The organism is Aeromonas salmonicida (assembly GCF_028355655.1).
GTDB classification, from domain to species: domain Bacteria; phylum Pseudomonadota; class Gammaproteobacteria; order Enterobacterales; family Aeromonadaceae; genus Aeromonas; species Aeromonas salmonicida.
Window position 1 is genome coordinate 4,268,866 of the sequence record NZ_CP110645.1, and the last position, 15,061, is coordinate 4,283,926.

At 58.6% G+C, this 15,061-nt stretch carries 15 protein-coding genes; 9 read left to right on the top strand and 6 right to left on the bottom strand.

The features are described from left to right. The first annotated feature begins 12 nt into the window (after positions 1 to 12). Positions 13 to 303, top strand: coding sequence for a YkgJ family cysteine cluster protein (locus tag ONZ54_RS19890; RefSeq protein WP_005315990.1), 291 nt, complete (start codon positions 13 to 15; stop codon positions 301 to 303). A gap of 21 nt (positions 304 to 324) precedes the next feature. On the opposite strand, the gene ONZ54_RS19895 is transcribed toward ONZ54_RS19890, so the two are convergent. Continuing rightward, positions 325 to 693 (bottom strand): hypothetical protein, encoded by a 369-nt coding sequence (locus ONZ54_RS19895; RefSeq protein ID WP_373885411.1) that lies wholly within the window; start codon positions 691 to 693, stop codon positions 325 to 327. 302 nt (positions 694 to 995) lie between these two features. On the opposite strand from ONZ54_RS19895, the gene ONZ54_RS19900 reads away from it, so the two are divergent. After that, positions 996 to 2,423: a PepSY-associated TM helix domain-containing protein gene (locus ONZ54_RS19900; RefSeq protein ID WP_125597509.1), complete on the top strand. Its 1,428-nt coding sequence runs from the start codon at positions 996 to 998 to the stop codon at positions 2,421 to 2,423. An 83-nt stretch (positions 2,424 to 2,506) separates the two neighbouring features. Here the strand turns inward: ONZ54_RS19900 and ONZ54_RS19905 are convergent, their stop codons facing one another. Then, positions 2,507 to 2,725, bottom strand: coding sequence for a DUF6500 family protein (locus tag ONZ54_RS19905; RefSeq protein WP_271786973.1), 219 nt, complete (start codon positions 2,723 to 2,725; stop codon positions 2,507 to 2,509). A gap of 109 nt (positions 2,726 to 2,834) precedes the next feature. After that, the gene (locus ONZ54_RS19910; RefSeq protein WP_192896264.1) at positions 2,835 to 3,740 is read right to left on the bottom strand and encodes a 1,4-dihydroxy-2-naphthoate polyprenyltransferase; all 906 of its coding nucleotides are present in this window, start codon (positions 3,738 to 3,740) and stop codon (positions 2,835 to 2,837) included. A 208-nt stretch (positions 3,741 to 3,948) separates the two neighbouring features. Here ONZ54_RS19910 and ONZ54_RS19915 point away from each other — a divergent pair, with 208 nt between their 5' ends. The 7 genes from ONZ54_RS19915 to ONZ54_RS19945 all read left to right on the top strand — a co-directional run bounded on the left by ONZ54_RS19915 (position 3,949) and on the right by ONZ54_RS19945 (position 12,722). Next, positions 3,949 to 5,304, top strand: a complete 1,356-nt coding sequence (locus ONZ54_RS19915) for an isochorismate synthase (protein ID WP_271786974.1) — start codon at positions 3,949 to 3,951, stop codon at positions 5,302 to 5,304. A gap of 36 nt (positions 5,305 to 5,340) precedes the next feature. Continuing rightward, on the top strand, positions 5,341 to 7,059 hold the full coding sequence (menD, locus tag ONZ54_RS19920) for a 2-succinyl-5-enolpyruvyl-6-hydroxy-3-cyclohexene-1-carboxylic-acid synthase (protein WP_271786975.1): 1,719 nt from the start codon (positions 5,341 to 5,343) through the stop codon (positions 7,057 to 7,059). Beyond that, complete coding sequence (gene menH, locus ONZ54_RS19925) at positions 7,049 to 7,807, top strand: 2-succinyl-6-hydroxy-2,4-cyclohexadiene-1-carboxylate synthase (RefSeq protein ID WP_271786976.1); 759 nt, start codon at positions 7,049 to 7,051, stop codon at positions 7,805 to 7,807. Before menD ends, menH begins: the two co-directional genes overlap by 11 nt. A gap of 175 nt (positions 7,808 to 7,982) precedes the next feature. Next, on the top strand, positions 7,983 to 8,843 hold the full coding sequence (menB, locus tag ONZ54_RS19930; RefSeq protein ID WP_059111589.1) for a 1,4-dihydroxy-2-naphthoyl-CoA synthase: 861 nt from the start codon (positions 7,983 to 7,985) through the stop codon (positions 8,841 to 8,843). Beyond that, complete coding sequence (menC, locus tag ONZ54_RS19935; protein ID WP_271786977.1) at positions 8,843 to 9,772, top strand: o-succinylbenzoate synthase; 930 nt, start codon at positions 8,843 to 8,845, stop codon at positions 9,770 to 9,772. The genes menB and menC overlap by 1 nt, the downstream gene beginning before the upstream one ends. Before the next feature lie 10 nt (positions 9,773 to 9,782). Next, positions 9,783 to 11,189 carry an AMP-binding protein gene (locus ONZ54_RS19940; RefSeq protein ID WP_271786978.1) on the top strand — a complete coding sequence of 469 codons (1,407 nt, stop codon included), beginning with the start codon at positions 9,783 to 9,785 and terminating at the stop codon, positions 11,187 to 11,189. A gap of 300 nt (positions 11,190 to 11,489) precedes the next feature. Beyond that, positions 11,490 to 12,722 (top strand): winged helix-turn-helix domain-containing protein, encoded by a 1,233-nt coding sequence (locus ONZ54_RS19945; protein WP_271786979.1) that lies wholly within the window; start codon positions 11,490 to 11,492, stop codon positions 12,720 to 12,722. 1 nt (position 12,723) lies between these two features. Here the strand turns inward: ONZ54_RS19945 and ONZ54_RS19950 are convergent, their stop codons facing one another. Genes ONZ54_RS19950 through ONZ54_RS19960 form a run of 3 tightly spaced genes read right to left on the bottom strand, consistent with a single transcriptional unit; the run spans position 12,724 to position 15,051 of the window. Beyond that, the gene (locus tag ONZ54_RS19950; RefSeq protein WP_011899127.1) at positions 12,724 to 13,275 is read right to left on the bottom strand and encodes a fimbrial protein; all 552 of its coding nucleotides are present in this window, start codon (positions 13,273 to 13,275) and stop codon (positions 12,724 to 12,726) included. Between the two features lie 11 nt (positions 13,276 to 13,286). Next, on the bottom strand, positions 13,287 to 14,315 hold the full coding sequence (locus tag ONZ54_RS19955) for a fimbrial protein (protein WP_005316019.1): 1,029 nt from the start codon (positions 14,313 to 14,315) through the stop codon (positions 13,287 to 13,289). A gap of 4 nt (positions 14,316 to 14,319) precedes the next feature. Continuing rightward, the gene (locus ONZ54_RS19960) at positions 14,320 to 15,051 is read right to left on the bottom strand and encodes a fimbrial biogenesis chaperone (protein WP_058394850.1); all 732 of its coding nucleotides are present in this window, start codon (positions 15,049 to 15,051) and stop codon (positions 14,320 to 14,322) included. Positions 15,052 to 15,061: the final 10 nt, after the last annotated feature.

The following is a 15,061-nucleotide window of genomic DNA, read 5'->3' on the forward strand; positions in this document are numbered from 1 at the left end:
TGGACAACACAGATGAACAGAGAACCCCAAGCCGAAGTCAGCTGCCAGAACTGCGAAGCCTGCTGCTGCCGCCTCGAAGTCATGCTGTTTACCGATACCGGCGTACCGGATCGCTACGTGGACGAGATAGAAGGACAGGTGCCCGTGATGCACCGGCTGGAAGATGGTTGGTGTGCGGCGCTCGATCGCAATACCATGATGTGCCGTATCTACGAAGTTCGCCCGCTTATCTGCCGCGAATTCGAGATGGGCGAGCCCGACTGCGTCGACGAGCGGGATAAATGGTTTATCAACCTGAGCTAGTCACGATACGAAGGTACTGACCTAGGCCTGTTTCGCGGCCAGCTGCTGCTTAAGCCAGTGAAGCGCCTCGTCGGTCTGCCCGAAGTAGCGAACCTCCTGAAATGGCAGGTCGTGGAATATCTGATCCGCCAGGTATTGCTTGAAGCTCCCCGCCAGCACCACAGCCAGAAAGGCGCAGCCGTTGGCGGCACACCAGCCGAACTGGCGACGAAAACGGGCTAGAACCTCGGGCCCTGCTGCCTCAAATTCGGTTGCTACCTCGACGATTCCCCAGGGCGCATCACGCAACTGGGCGAGTTGCTGGCTGAAGGCTGACTCATAGGCCATGGCCCCCATCAGATTGAAGGGACCGCTCGGCTGACAGATCAGCACCTGTCCCTGCCGCTGCATCTTGAAATGACCGTGTGCTTGTAACGTCACGTCCGCCTCCTTCCATGGATTTTCACTGTGCCAGCACAGCCGGATGTTGCAACAAGGTAAGGATTTATCTACAAAAAGTCCATGCTACATCCAGCGCCCTGACGCCGACTGCGCCACCTTTTGACTCCCCTGGCCTGACGCTGACGCTCTGTATCACTCCCAGAACGAGCCCATCATGTTCTGTTGCAGTTAACAAAACGTTGCTGTTATCATCCGCGCCGCCACAAACATTCCACCAACAGAAACGTTGGTCATTAGCGCAAGGATCAGAGATGAAAAACAGGGCCTCGAGCCATTACCAGCGGATCTGGCGCTGGCACTTCTACGCCGGCCTCTTCGTCGCCCCCTTCCTGATCCTGCTCTCACTGACAGGGATCGTTTATCTGTTCAAACCCCAGCTCGACAATTTGCTCTATCCCGAGCTGATGAAGGTGCCCCCCGCCGCCCACATCCTGAGCGCCGATCAACTGTCGGGCAAGCCCCTTGGCGCCGATGCCCTGTGGGCCAAGGCACGGGCCACCATGCCGGACGCCAACCTGAGCAAATACCTGCCACCGGCCGCGCCGGATACCAGCGCTCAGTTTATCGTCACGCAACAAGGCAATGAACTCACCTTGTTTATGGATCCTGTCAGCGGCACCCTGCTCGGCACTATGGATAACAAGTGGAACTTGCAGGCGGTGGCTCGCGCCCTGCATGCCGATCTGCTGCTCGGCACCACAGGGGATCGGCTGATCGAGCTGGCCGCCGGCTGGGGCATAGTGCTGCTTGTCAGCGGCCTCTATCTCTGGTGGCCACGCAAGGGCCCGGGGGTCGGCGGTATCCTGTGGCCACGGCTGAACCAGCGAGGACGCCTCTGGTGGCGAGATCTGCACGCCGTGGTCGGCTTCTGGGGCGCGGGCTTCCTGCTGTTGCTGCTGTTGAGCGGCATGACCTGGACCGGATTCTGGGGAGCTCAATTCGCCGACCTCTGGAATCGCTTCCCCGCCGCCATGTGGAACGAAGTCCCCAAATCCGCCCCTCTCGTCCGCAACCTCAACCATTCCCATGAACAAACAGTGCCCTGGGCGGTGGAGACGATGCCGATGCCGAGTTCACAGCCAGCAGCCAAGCGTCATGATCACAGCACCATGCACCAGGGCGGCGAGCAGGATGACATTGTCATGGCCAGCCACCGCATTCCGCTGCAACAGGTGGTGGAGATCGCACAGGCACGCCAGGTCAGCCCGGGTTACAGCATCACACCACCGGTCGGTGAGAGCGGCGCCTACACCATAGCCCTGTTCGCCGACGATCCGCGCAACGATGCCACCTTGCATATCGATCAGTACAGCGGCAAGGTACTGGCCGACGTGCGCTGGCAGGATTACGGCCCGGTCGCCAAGACGGTGGAAACCGGCGTCATGTTGCACATGGGCAAACTCTATGGCTGGCCCCATCAGCTCGCCATGCTGGTCATCTGCCTGATGGTGCTGCTGAGCTCGGTAAGCGGCCTCTGGATCTGGTGGAGCCGCCGCCCGCAGGGTCGTCTCGCCGCCCCGCCGCTGCCTGCCAAATTACCCCCCATGCGCGGTGCCATCGCCCTGCTGATCCTGCTCGGTATCGCCTTCCCGCTGGTGGGCGCCTCCATGCTGGTCATCTGGCTGCTGGACAGCCTCTTCTTCTCCCGCCGGGCCCCCAGATTGGCCCAAGCCAGCTGAGTGTCACTTACCCGAACGACGGGGTGACAAATCCATATGCAAGCAGGGCTCCTTCTTGGAGCCCTGCTTGTTTCATCCCTGTCCTACTTGCTCCCCTCGACCAGCTGGAGGATCTTTCTGGCCTTCTCGAAATGATCGAGTCTGTGAGTCTGGATCCACCAGGTCGCCACCTCCATCAGCAAGTCGGGGTCGTCATTTCTGTTGGCGAAAAAAGCATAAAAAGAGAGCCCGACCGTCTCCCCCTTCTGCGCTATTTTCTGGCGGCAAACCTGGATGATTTTCTGTTTGAGTGACTCGCGCATAAGCCGTTCTCCTGTCTGACTGGTGACGTGCCAACGAGTCGCGTCAGCACACAAAAAGGGCTCCCGCATCGGGAGCCCTTTTCACATAAAAAAACAAGCAAGCATCCCATCAGGAGATCGCCAACCCGATGGAGAGCAGCAGGCTGAACAGGAAGGCGCTGATGGCGGTCTTCTTGAGGGCACCGGTCAGCACCTCGCCATCGTAGCTTTCACGCAGGGTGCGCGCAGCATCGGTGAGGGGCTTCATGGCAGGCAGGAAGATCCAGGGCCAGAAACTGGCGGGCTGGGTCAGCAGGAAGGCGATGGTGCTGACCAGCGCCGCCCCCAGCAACAGCCAGTGGTAGGCGATGGCACGGTTGCGACCCAGCCGCACCGCCAGGGTGATCTTGCCGCTGACCGCATCCGTCTCTATATCCCGCACATTGTTGATGTTGAGAACGGCAGTCGCCAGCAGGCCGCAGGCAGTGGCCGGCAGCAACAGATCCCACGCCAGTGTCTTGGTAAACAGATAGTAGGAGCCGAGTACCCCCAGCAGACCGAAGAAGAGGAACACCGAGATATCCCCGAACCCACGATAGCCGTAAGGGGTCTTGCCCACCGTGTAGGTGATGGCCGCGACTATGGCTGCGCCACCCAGCACCACGAAAGTGAGGATCTGCAGCCACTGATCGCCAAAGGCGCAACCCAGCAGAGAGAGGCCGCTAACCACGGCAGCCAGGGCGGTCAGCCCCATGGCCACGCACATCTGCTTTTGGGTGATGAGACCCGAGACCACGGCACGCTGGGGGCCAATCCGCTCGCCATTGTCCGCACCGGATACCGCATCCCCGTAATCGTTGGCCAGATTGGAGAGGATCTGCAGCAGTATGGCGGTCAGCAGGGAGAGCGCCATTATGGTGCCATCAAAGGCCCCACGACTGGCCGCCAGCCCCGAGCCCAGCAAAATGGAGGAGCACGCGAGCGGCAAGGTTCGCAAACGCGCCGCCAGCAACCAGATAGAGAAGGTATTTGTCATATTGTGATGGCCAAACAATCAGATATTGATCGTGTTAAGGGTTATCGAACTGGATTTCGGTATACTTGGCGCCTCGGGAGGTAAGCTCCCCGGGCGATTTACATGGACGAATGGGCAGATAATATATAGGAATAATCGCTCCTTTGGCATAAACCAACGGCATCCTTCTGCAGGATTGACCGTCACTATCGGCTCATAGACGAAATCCATGTTGGCTCAGACCCATATCAAGCAACAACTGGACGCCCTGCGTCACAGCAACGCCAGCGGCTTCGTCCGGCTGCGCGTGGCGATCGAGGTCGGCTCCTTTCTGGGCTGGCTCGCGGCGCAGACTCTCTATCCCCGCATCTATTGGCATGCCAGAGGGCACGACAAGCCCGAGTATGTGGCGCTGGGTTGCATTCGGGAACTGACCCGTCCGCAAGACATACAACAGGTCTGCGAGCACGCCAACCAGCCCTACGACGACAGCCCGCGCTACTACGGTGGACTGGCGTTCGATCCCGCTCAGCCCGGTTGGCAGGGATTCGGCCCCTGCCGCTTCGTGCTGCCCCGCATCGAGCTGGTGCGCCGGGGCGAGTGTGTCAGCCTTTGCCTCAATCTCTGGCTACCGGAGCAGCAAGGGGCGGCCGAGTTCGATGCCGAAATGCTGGCCGCCGAAAGAGCGCTTGATGCCCTGCTGCCGGAAGCACCGCTTTCCCCCTTGCTGCGGCGCGACTGGCAACGCCAGGATTGCCCTGCCCAGCCGCACTGGCAGCAACTGGTGGAACGGGTCACAGCCCCCGATTTTCAGGCGCACACCCCCAAGGTAGTGCTGTCGCGGGAGAGCCGTCTTACCCTGAATGACGCAAGGGCTGATGCCACACATGATGCCGGCAATGCCGTCTCCCCCTGGGCCCTGCTGGCACAGTGGGCACAGCACGCCCAGGACTGCTTCCACTTCGGCTTTCAGTTTTCCCCCGAGCAGAGCTTCATCGCCTGCTCCCCCGAGCGGCTCTACCGCCGGGAACAGGATCATCTCTTCACCGAGGCACTGGCAGGCACCATACGCCGCTCCGGCGACGAAGCGACCGATGCGGCCCTGGCCGCCGAGCTGCTGGCCGACAGCAAGAACCGGCTGGAGAACAGGCTGGTGCATGCCGACATCCTCAGTCGACTGGCCCCGCTCACCACGGGCGCCAGCCTGACCGAGCCGCGCATTCTGAAACTGCGGCTGTTGCAACACCTCAAGTGCGACATAGAGGCCGAACTCAAGCCTGGTGTGTGTGACTGGCAACTGCTGGACGCCCTGCACCCCACCCCCGCCGTGGGCGGCGCCCCGCGCGAAGCCGCTCTGGCCTTCATCCGCGAGTTCGAGCCCCATGATCGTGGCTGGTATGCCGGTGCCTGCGGCATGCTGAGCCGGGAGACCTCGGAGTTCTCCGTCGCCATCCGCAGCGCCCGCGTCACGGCGCAGACAATCACACTCTATGCCGGGGCTGGCATAGTGGCGGGATCAGAACCCGCCGCCGAGTGGGCCGAACTCGACAACAAGATCGCCAATGTGCTCTCCCTGCTGGGATAGCGTTTTCTCATCGACCCCTCATTCAGCGAGAGCCTCATGTTTGCCAGTCAACATGCCACCTTCAATCACGTCTGGTCTTCCCTCTTGCTGGAAGAGCTCTATCGCCTCGGCGTGCGAGACATAGCGCTGGCCTCGGGCTCACGTTCCGCGCCGCTCACCATGGCCGCGGCCGCCCATGTCGGCTTTCGCCGCCATCTGCATTTTGACGAGCGGGGCTTGGGGTTTATGGCGCTGGGGCTGGCCAAGGGCAGCGGTCGACCGGTGGCGGTGATCATGACCTCGGGCACAGCGGTCGCCAACCTTTGGCCCGCCGTGGCAGAGGCGCAACTCACAGGCGTGCCGCTGATTATCCTCTCGGCCGATCGGCCGCCCGAGCTTATCGACAACGGCGCCAACCAGGCGATCGATCAGCAGGGGATCTTCGGTCGCTACCCCGTCTATCAACAGAACCTGCCGAGCCCCACCCCGACCATACCCGCGGCCTTCGTGCTGAGCTCGGTGGATCAGGCGCTGGCCCAGCAGGCGCTGACTCCCGGACCTGTCCATTTCAACTGCATGTACCCCGAGCCCCTCTATCCCGGCGATGAGTACCTGGATTTTTCCGGCTATCTGGACCCTCTCGGCGACTGGCTGCATTCAAGCGAGCCCTGGAGCCCCTGGCAGCAGAATGAGCAGATCTGTCCCCGCCAGCCCGATTGGGCGGCCTTGCAGGGCAAACGCGGCATCATAGTTGCGGGACGCATTCAGGATCCCGCCCAGGCGCAGGTGGTGGCCGAGCTGGCCGAGCGCCTCGGCTGGCCGCTGCTGGCGGACCTGCAGAGCCAGATCCGCTTCGATGCCCGCAACCTAATCCACATGGATCTCGCCCTGCAAAACAGCTGCTTCGTGGCCGAGCTGGCCCGCGCCGAAGTGCTGCTGCAATTCGGTGCCCGCCTCATCTCCAAGCGGCTCGGCAAGTTCATCAAGCAGCACCCCTGGCAGGATTACTGGCTGGTGGACCCGCAGCCGGCGCGACTCGATCCCGATTACCGGCTGCGCCGCCGTCTGGTGTGCGAGCCCGCCGCCTTCGCCGCAACCCACAAAGTGAGCACTCGCCACCTGCCCTGGCACCGGCTGGCGGAGCGCCAGCAGAGCGCCACCCGCCAGATCCGCAGCGCCTGCGATCGCTTCTCAGAGCTCGGCGTCTGTCATCGGCTGGGCAACCTGATTCAAGGCCAGTTGTTTGTCGGCAACAGCATGCCGGCCCGGCTGATGGACATGCTCGGCGAAGCGGGCAAGGGGCCGAGCCGGGTGATGACCAACCGCGGCGCCTCAGGCATCGATGGCCTCATCGCTACCGCCTATGGTTTTGCCCAGTCGAGCGAGCAGCCAACGACCCTGTTGATTGGCGATCTCAGCGCCCTGCACGATCTCAACAGTCTGGCCCTGCTCGGCAAATCGAGCCGGCCGCTGGTGGTGATCCTGCTCAACAACGACGGCGGCAGCATCTTTCGCATGTTGCCGGTGCCCACCGGCGATCAGCTGCTGGAGACCTACTACTGCCTGCCCCACGGCCTGCACTTCGAGCACGCCGCCGCCATGTTCGGCCTCCATTATCGGGCGCCAACCACGCTGGCTGAATTCGAGCAGGCCTACACCGCAGCCCTGAAAAAACCGGCGTTGGAAAAGAAAGTAACCCTGATTGAAATCAAGGTACCGAGCAGCGAAGTCGCCGAGGATCTCAAGGCACTGGGGGCGGCTATTCGTGGCCTCTAACCCGAACGGCCAGGAACTGCCTCTGGTACTGCTGCACGGTCTGCTCGGCGATGGCCGCGACTGGCAGCCAGTGATCGAAGCCTTGCCTGGAATAGATTGCCACGCGCTGGATCTGCCGGGCCACGGCAGCCATCAAGGGGTGAGTGTGACCGGCTTCGAGCAGGCTCATCAGTGGCTCTGTGATGCGCTAAAGGCACTCGGCATCGAGCAGTACCGACTGGCCGGCTATTCGCTGGGCGGGCGGCTCGCCCTCTATCATGCCAGCCAATCCCCTGCCGGATTGCAGGCCCTGCTGCTGGAAAATTGCCATACCGGTCTGCCACTGGCCGAGCGGGCCGCTCGCATCGAACACGACGAGTGCTGGGCCCGGCGCTTCGAGCGCGAACCGCTGACAGAAGTGCTGGCCGACTGGTATCAGCAGGGGGTCTTTGCCGATCTCGACGAGGCCGCTCGCGCCCGCCAGATAGCCGGACGCCTTGGCAATCAGGGCCTAGCCGTCGCGACCATGCTGCGCGCCACGTCGCTGGGCCAGCAGCCGGATCTCGCGCCCTGGCTCGTCAGTACCCGGTTGCCGGTGACCTGGATCTCCGGCAGCCGGGATCACAAATTCCATCAACTGGCTTGCCAGTTGGTAAAGCAGGGCTGCAATATCAATCACTTGACCCTGGATGGCAGCCACAATCTGCACGCCAGCCAGCCCGAGCGCTTTGCCTCGTGCCTGCGCGACTGGATTGCGAGTACGCCATAAAACGGCATGACACCCTTTACCCGAGCCGGCGTCGCGGGCTTATCACCAACAAGAAAAAGAGAGTGCACATGATTGACGCAATGACGGAAGCGGGACTGTATACCCTCGTCCAGCATGACGATATTGCTCAACTCTATTGTTCAACTCTGCTCTACCAGATCAGAAGGAAAAAACCATGATTGAGGCAATGACGGAAGCGGAACTGTACGCACCTGTCGAGTGGCGCGATTGCTCCGCCGGTTACGAGGATATCCTCTATCACAAGTCCGGCGATGGCATTGCCAAGATCACCATCAATCGTCCCCAGGTCCGCAACGCCTTCCGTCCCCGCACCGTCAAAGAGATGCTGCAGGCGCTGGCCGATGCCCGCTATGACGATCATATCGGCACCATCATACTCACCGGCTTCGGCGAGAAGGCGTTCTGCGCCGGTGGCGATCAGAAGATCCGTGGCGACTACGGTGGATACCAGGACGACGAAGGCACTCACCACCTCAACGTGCTCGACTTCCAGCGTGACATCCGCACCTGCCCGAAACCCGTGGTCGCCATGGTGGCTGGTTACGCGGTCGGCGGCGGCCACGTGCTGCACATGATGTGCGATCTCACCATTGCCGCCGACAACGCCCAGTTCGGCCAGACAGGTCCGAAAGTCGGCTCCTTCGACGGCGGCTGGGGCGCCTCCTATATGGCCCGCATCGTCGGCCAGAAGAAGGCCCGCGAGATCTGGTTCCTCTGTCGCATGTACGATGCTGGCCAAGCGCTCGACATGGGGCTGGTCAACACAGTCGTGCCTTTGGCCGAGCTGGAGCGCGAAACCGTGCGCTGGTGCCGCGAGATGCTGCAAAACAGCCCGATGGCGCTGCGCTGCCTGAAAGCGGCCCTCAACGCCGACTGCGATGGCCAGGCCGGCTTGCAGGAGCTGGCGGGGAATGCCACCATGCTGTTCTACATGACCGAAGAGGGTCAGGAAGGGCGTAACGCGTTCAACGAAAAACGTCGTCCCGACTTCTCCAAATACAAGCGGAATCCCTGATGAAACTCGCTCTCTATCGCTACCAACTGCCTTTTACCCAGCCCCTGACCTTTCACGGCAAGGTGGAGGTGGCGCGAGAGGGCCTGCTGGTTCGCGTTGACAAGGGCTGGGGGGAGATAGCCCCCCTGCCCGGTTTCTCCAAAGAGACCCTGGCCGAAGCGCAAGCCGAAGCGCTCGCTTGTCTGGAGCAACTGGCTCAGGGACAGCCCATCTCGCCCCTGCTGCCTTCGGTGCAATTTGGGTTCGATTGCGCGCGCCGGATCTGGCCTGAACAGGCCGCCACCCTGCCCGCACCCTATCCCCTTATTCAAGGCTCCCCCCAGGAGCTGCTCAAACACTGGAAGGACTGGCTGCACCAGACCCCCAGCAAGGCCAAGCTGAAAGTGGCCCGTTACCCCATGCGCGACGAGCTGGCGCTGATCCGCCTGCTGTGCGATCGCATCCCCACTCTCAAGCTGGTGCTGGACGCCAACCAGGGCTGGACCCGTGAGGAGGCCTGGGCCTTCTGCGGTCACCTGGATCCGAACCGAATCGAATATCTGGAAGACCCTTGCGCCGACTTTGACGACATCGCCTTCGTGGCGAACCGCACCGGCATGCCGGTCGCCATCGACGAGCTGTTGGCACAAGGCAAACCCTGGGAACCTATCCCGCAACTGAGAGCCCTGGTGCTCAAGCCCATGCTGCTCGGTTCTCTGGCCAACAGTGAAGCCCTGGTGGCCCGCGCCCGCGAGCTGCGCCTGAAAGTGATCGTCTCCTCCTGTTTCGAGTCCGGCCTCGGCCTCGGCCAGCTCGCCCGTCTCGCGGGTGAATGGGCGCCGGATCAGGCACCGGGGCTGGACACCAAACGCTGGCTGGCAAGCGACCTGCTGGATACCCAGGGCACCCCTGACCTGAGTCTGCTGGAGCCCCTGTTTCACCGTGACTGAAGGGGCCTGCATGCTGCCGACATCTGACCATCACTCCCATTTAGAACCATGCCCGGTGCGCCACTGGGCACAAGCCGCGCCCCACCGGATCGCCATCCACACAGCAACCCCCCTCAACTATCAGCAGCTGGATGCAAGGCTCAACAGCCTGTGCCTGCAACTGGAAGGGGCCGGCTTGAAAAGCGGCGACCGGCTGGCTGCCGTGGTGCGCGGCGCTCTGCCAGACGTCTTGCTGGCCTGGGCCTGCGTGCGCAGCGGCATCATTTTCTGCCCGCTCAACCCCGCCTTTCCACTGACCAGACAGGCCGCACTGGCACAGCAGCTGGACGTGGCCGCCTTCTGGTCGGCCGACGAAATTCCGGTGGGAAGTGGGTGCCCACTGCGGCTGGATTTCAGCACAGAAGTGGCGGCTACCGAGCAGCCCTGGCCACTTGCGCCTGCCCAGTTGAACAACATGATCCTCACCTCGGGCTCCAGCGGCACACCGAAAGCCGTGGTTCATCGCCTTGCCAACCACCTGGCCTCGGCGCGGGGCTCAGCCTCCCTGATCCCGCTGGATGAAGAGTGCGGCTGGCTGCTCTCCCTGCCGCTATTTCACGTCGGCGGCTACGCCATCCTGTTCCGGGTCTTTCTGGCAGGCGCCAGCCTGGTGCTGGACGATCGCAGTCAGCCCCTCAAGGCGCGCCTCGAATGCCAGCCCATCACTCACCTGTCGCTGGTACCGACCCAGCTCTGGCGGCTGATGGCTGAGGGTTTTGACCCCGCTCGCACCCGCTTGCGCGAGCTGTTGCTCGGTGGCGCCGCCATCCCGCAGCCCCTGGTTGCTCGCCTTGCGGCCATGGGCTTCACCCCCAAGGTGAGTTACGGCCTCTCCGAGATGGGCAGCCAGGTCTGTACCGGCCAGGCGACCACTGCGGGCCTGGTTGGCAAACCGCTGCCGGGGCGGGAAGTCTGCATTCAACAAGGGGAAATTTGCGTACGCGGTGACACTTTGTTTGCCGGTTATTTCAAGGAGGGCGTACTGGAGCGACCGCTCGACGAGGCTGGCTGGTTTCGCACCCGCGACAAGGGGCATGTCACCGCCGACGGAGAGCTGGTGGTGGAAGGGCGGATCGACAATCTGTTTATCTCGGGCGGCGAGAATATCCAGCCCGAGACCATAGAGCAGCGGCTAGCGGATCACCCTGCCGTGGCCCAGGCACTGGTGGTGCCCATACCGAGTGAGGAGTGGGGGCAAAGACCCGCCGCCTTCATCGACTGGCATGGCGAACCTGTGCCCTATCCGGAGCTGGCCGCCTGGATCAGGCAGACATTACCCGGCTTTATGGTGCCGGACCTCTGGCAACCCTGGCCGGACATGGGCGGGGCTCTCAAACCACAGCGAAAGCTGTATCAGCAGTCAATCTTCAAGCAATAAACCGCCATACGACAAGATCTGGCACAACAGATCCATCCGATCCGCACCGTATTCAACAAAACTCCTGAACGAGGCCAAAAACATACTCAGGCTGCAAACTAAGTGAGAACGATTACATAAATGGCCATCTTTTTGAGTGTTTTTTGAACCAAATTAATAACCTGTAGTACCATACCCGCTGCCAAGCACCTCAATGGAAACCTAAATAATTGATAATTAAAGATATTGTAGTTTTTTCATTATTTGAACAACTGCCACATGATGGTAAAATGCACTCCTTGGCGGTAAGACGAGTCACACATGAGTAACAAAAATTATAAAATTGCAGAGGATATTATTTTCTCCGCTGCAATATTCAAGCTCTCAAAGGGAGAAAGAGACATCAAGCTCAGCAACAAGGAAGCAGAGCTACTCGAAATGCTGTGTGATGAGGCAGGCAGTGTCATTGCCAGAGGCAAGCTGCAGGAGACCTTGTGGCCAAATCAGGACAATACCGATACCAACCTTAACCGTCAGATCCTCTCTCTGCGCAGAAAACTGGAATCCATTGGTTTACTGGATGCAATCGATACTATACCGAGAGTCGGTTATATCTTCTGTGCACCGGTTGAGATCAGCGGAGAAGAAGAGGAAACGATAGCTACTGATAACATAGTGCCAACACCTGCAAGCATGCCACAACCAAGACGACAATATAGCCGTAGACGATATGACCGCTATTTCAGTCCAAAACGCATCATGCTGTTTGCATTGATCATGGTATCTATTACCTCATTGGTGATATTCATTTACCATTATGCCAATGCCAATACCCTGAGAACGATCAATCTCAGCCATGTTTCTCTCTATATGACCAGTGAGACAGAGCATGCGTTGAAATTGAACATTGCGACTCTGACTCCGCTTGCTCAGCGCATCCCTCATTATGAAGATGAACATGTTTCCATTCTCATCGGAAAGGAAGCTATCAGCTACTTTTCCATTGACAATAAAAACAAACTTCTGTCAGAAAATATTTTCCTGTTGAGAGCGGGCCACCCTGTCATGGAAGAGGTGCAATGTGTCGTGGCAACGATGGCGCTGCAGGGAGAGAATGTTTCGCACAATTATTATAATAATCCGCATACCGTTGTCAGATACCATAGCAGCTGCCTAGCGCCAGAGAACTGGGTAGAAATAACCAGAAAAAGCAAGATGATTGTCACCATGAACAGAGAGATTGTGGTAGCGACCGTGATTGCAACCGATCATAAGGGACAGACACTGTTCAACCTGGATTCCGTCGGGGATGTAGAGCGTGATGATGATGATATTGCGGTCGAAATAAAGAATACTATTGTCAACTTCATTGACCAGAAAGCACTCATCAATAATAGCATGGTCGCCACTCTGGTCGCAGCCTTGACGCCACCAAAACAGAAGGCGCTGTTCATCCAACTGCCGGGTGGAATATATTTATCCAGCTATATGGGGGGCGTTCTCTCCTGGCCCAGCAGAGAAAACTTGAAGGTCATCCAGCGCAATGACCCTTGAGTTATTCATAGGCGACAATGAAATTGGCCACGGCGGTATAATCGCCAGGTTTGATATTCCTTGCGGCGATGGCATCCGGGTGGCCTTCAACCCGAGCGAAAAAATTCAGCTCATTTTCTGTTGAATTGCCCAGCACATAGCCGCGGGAAGGAGTACCCAAATCCAGCGGGGATTGAGTGGCGTCATACAACCTGATACCCGCCCCCTTGGCAGAACCAGCGGAAAAAGCCAGAGCACCGCTCATCTGCTGATCTGCCGAACCGCTGAAGGTCACCTTGGCCATGCGGAAAATACCTGGCTTGCAGTTGGTCAGGCGGATAACAAAAGGCACTTGGGCCCCGGCACCTGCTGAATAGAGTTCCCTGACGTCAACCACCCCCATGTCGACCGACTGATCGGCTGACTCGGGTGATACCAGGCATGGCTGGTCAATAATTCGGCCATGAAGATGAAGTGTATTGCCCAATAACTCCAGGTCTTCACCCGCTCGTGGTGCAGCCATCACTGCCAGTGACGGGCAAAGCAACAACCCTATCCAGAACGTCCTGAACATGTGACTTTCCCTCACTGGAATTCGGCAACGATAGTTGCTGTGGCGTAAAAATCACCCGCGGCTATATCTGCACCAACCGGTGATATAGGGGCAGCAATGAATCCCCAATCGCCAATATTACCTTGCATGGTGACTGGGTAAAATTCATTAAGCCTTAATACGGAGCCATCCAGTTGCTTGAACTTGATCCCCAAGTTATTAATGACCTGTCCACCTTGATAGCCATCCTTGGTAGTCCGCAAATAGTCCTGACTAAAAGATGTTGGCTTTCCAGAAATACCAAGGTTGATCTTCAAGGCATCACCTTCGAAAGCTCCCCCTTCACAACGGAAGGTCAAAGGGAGCGTTTTTTCATAATTACTTCCATCCAGCCCAGTACCAGGTAAATCCCCAAACTCCACTTCTATCGTCTGACCGCCATTGATTACACACTTCTCTGGCACATAAAGAATTGTCGAATTAATGACAATTCTAGACATGGCTATGTTGTTGAAATCAGAAGAGGTAGCACCCAGTCTACCGAACATTTCCACTACCTGCCGATCTGAAATCTGAACGCCATTGATAATTTGCTTTCGGACTCGGAAAGTAACTCGCCCTTTGCTGCCACTCTCAAAATTAGTTATCCGAGTCTCTCGACCTTGGGTGCAAGAGTGATTTGGGTAATCATTACTTTCATTTGGGAAAGGAGCCGCTACATACTTCTTTTTCCAGCCAGCTATCCATATTTCAACCTTCATATCCAGAAAGTCATTCAGTTTTACAAATCCATCACCCACCTGAGGTAGACCATTGCTCATGACCGCCTTGTAATACACCGGTGAGCTAGGAATGCTTCTATCGGGACAAGTAACAGTTCCTGCATACTGTCCTCCCAAATTCCACTCAAAAGCTCTTGTCTTGTAGCCAGGCTTGTTTTCAATATCCTCTTTACCGAGATCAACCCTGTATTCATGATCCCCATCAGGAATGACATAACCATTTGCCAGCGCTGTGCCAGCAAACAGCAAAAAACCGGAGCAAAAAACGGAACGTAACATAACCTTACTCGCTCTTCATGGCTTTACAGGCATTGCCGACACACTGGTACTTGATATCCATATATCCGCCGTAATCGTTTACATAGCTGATAATGAATTCACTGCCCAACGTCTCGGGGATCTTGGCATCCAGCTCGGATTTGGGGGCCACCATAAAGGCAGAGAAGCCTTTAATGGATGTTTTCTCTTTGCCCTTGGGATGAGCCAGGCCGACATAGGTGACGTAGTAAGGGGTCGGGTTATTGACCTTCAGGGTTGTGCCCTGCTTGGTGATCGTCACTTGATCCTGCCAGACGGCACCACGCTCAGGGAGGATAGCCTCGGGGCGGTAGAAGAGCTTGATCTTGGATTGCACGGCAATCTGCATGACGTTGCTCTTCTCGCTCTTAGGCGGGATCTCGCGCAGGTTGAAGTAATAGATAGATTCGCGATCTTTTGGCAACGTCTCGATCGCAGGCACGGAGGCGATCCTGACAATCGACTTCTGATTGGCATCCACCCGCTGTACTGGCGGCAGCACCACGAAAGGCGAAGCGATCTTCTGCCCCTGGGCATCTTCAATCCAGGCCTGCGCCAGATAAGGCAGCTTCTGATTTTCGTTTTTGATGTTGAGACTGATGGATTTGGCGCCACCAGGATAAACGGCGCGAGTACGATCCAGCACAATCGCGGCACTGACGTTCAGTGACGTCATACCCAGTACGGCCAGACAGGTAAAAGAGAGCAGCTTTTTCATCGGGTTCCCA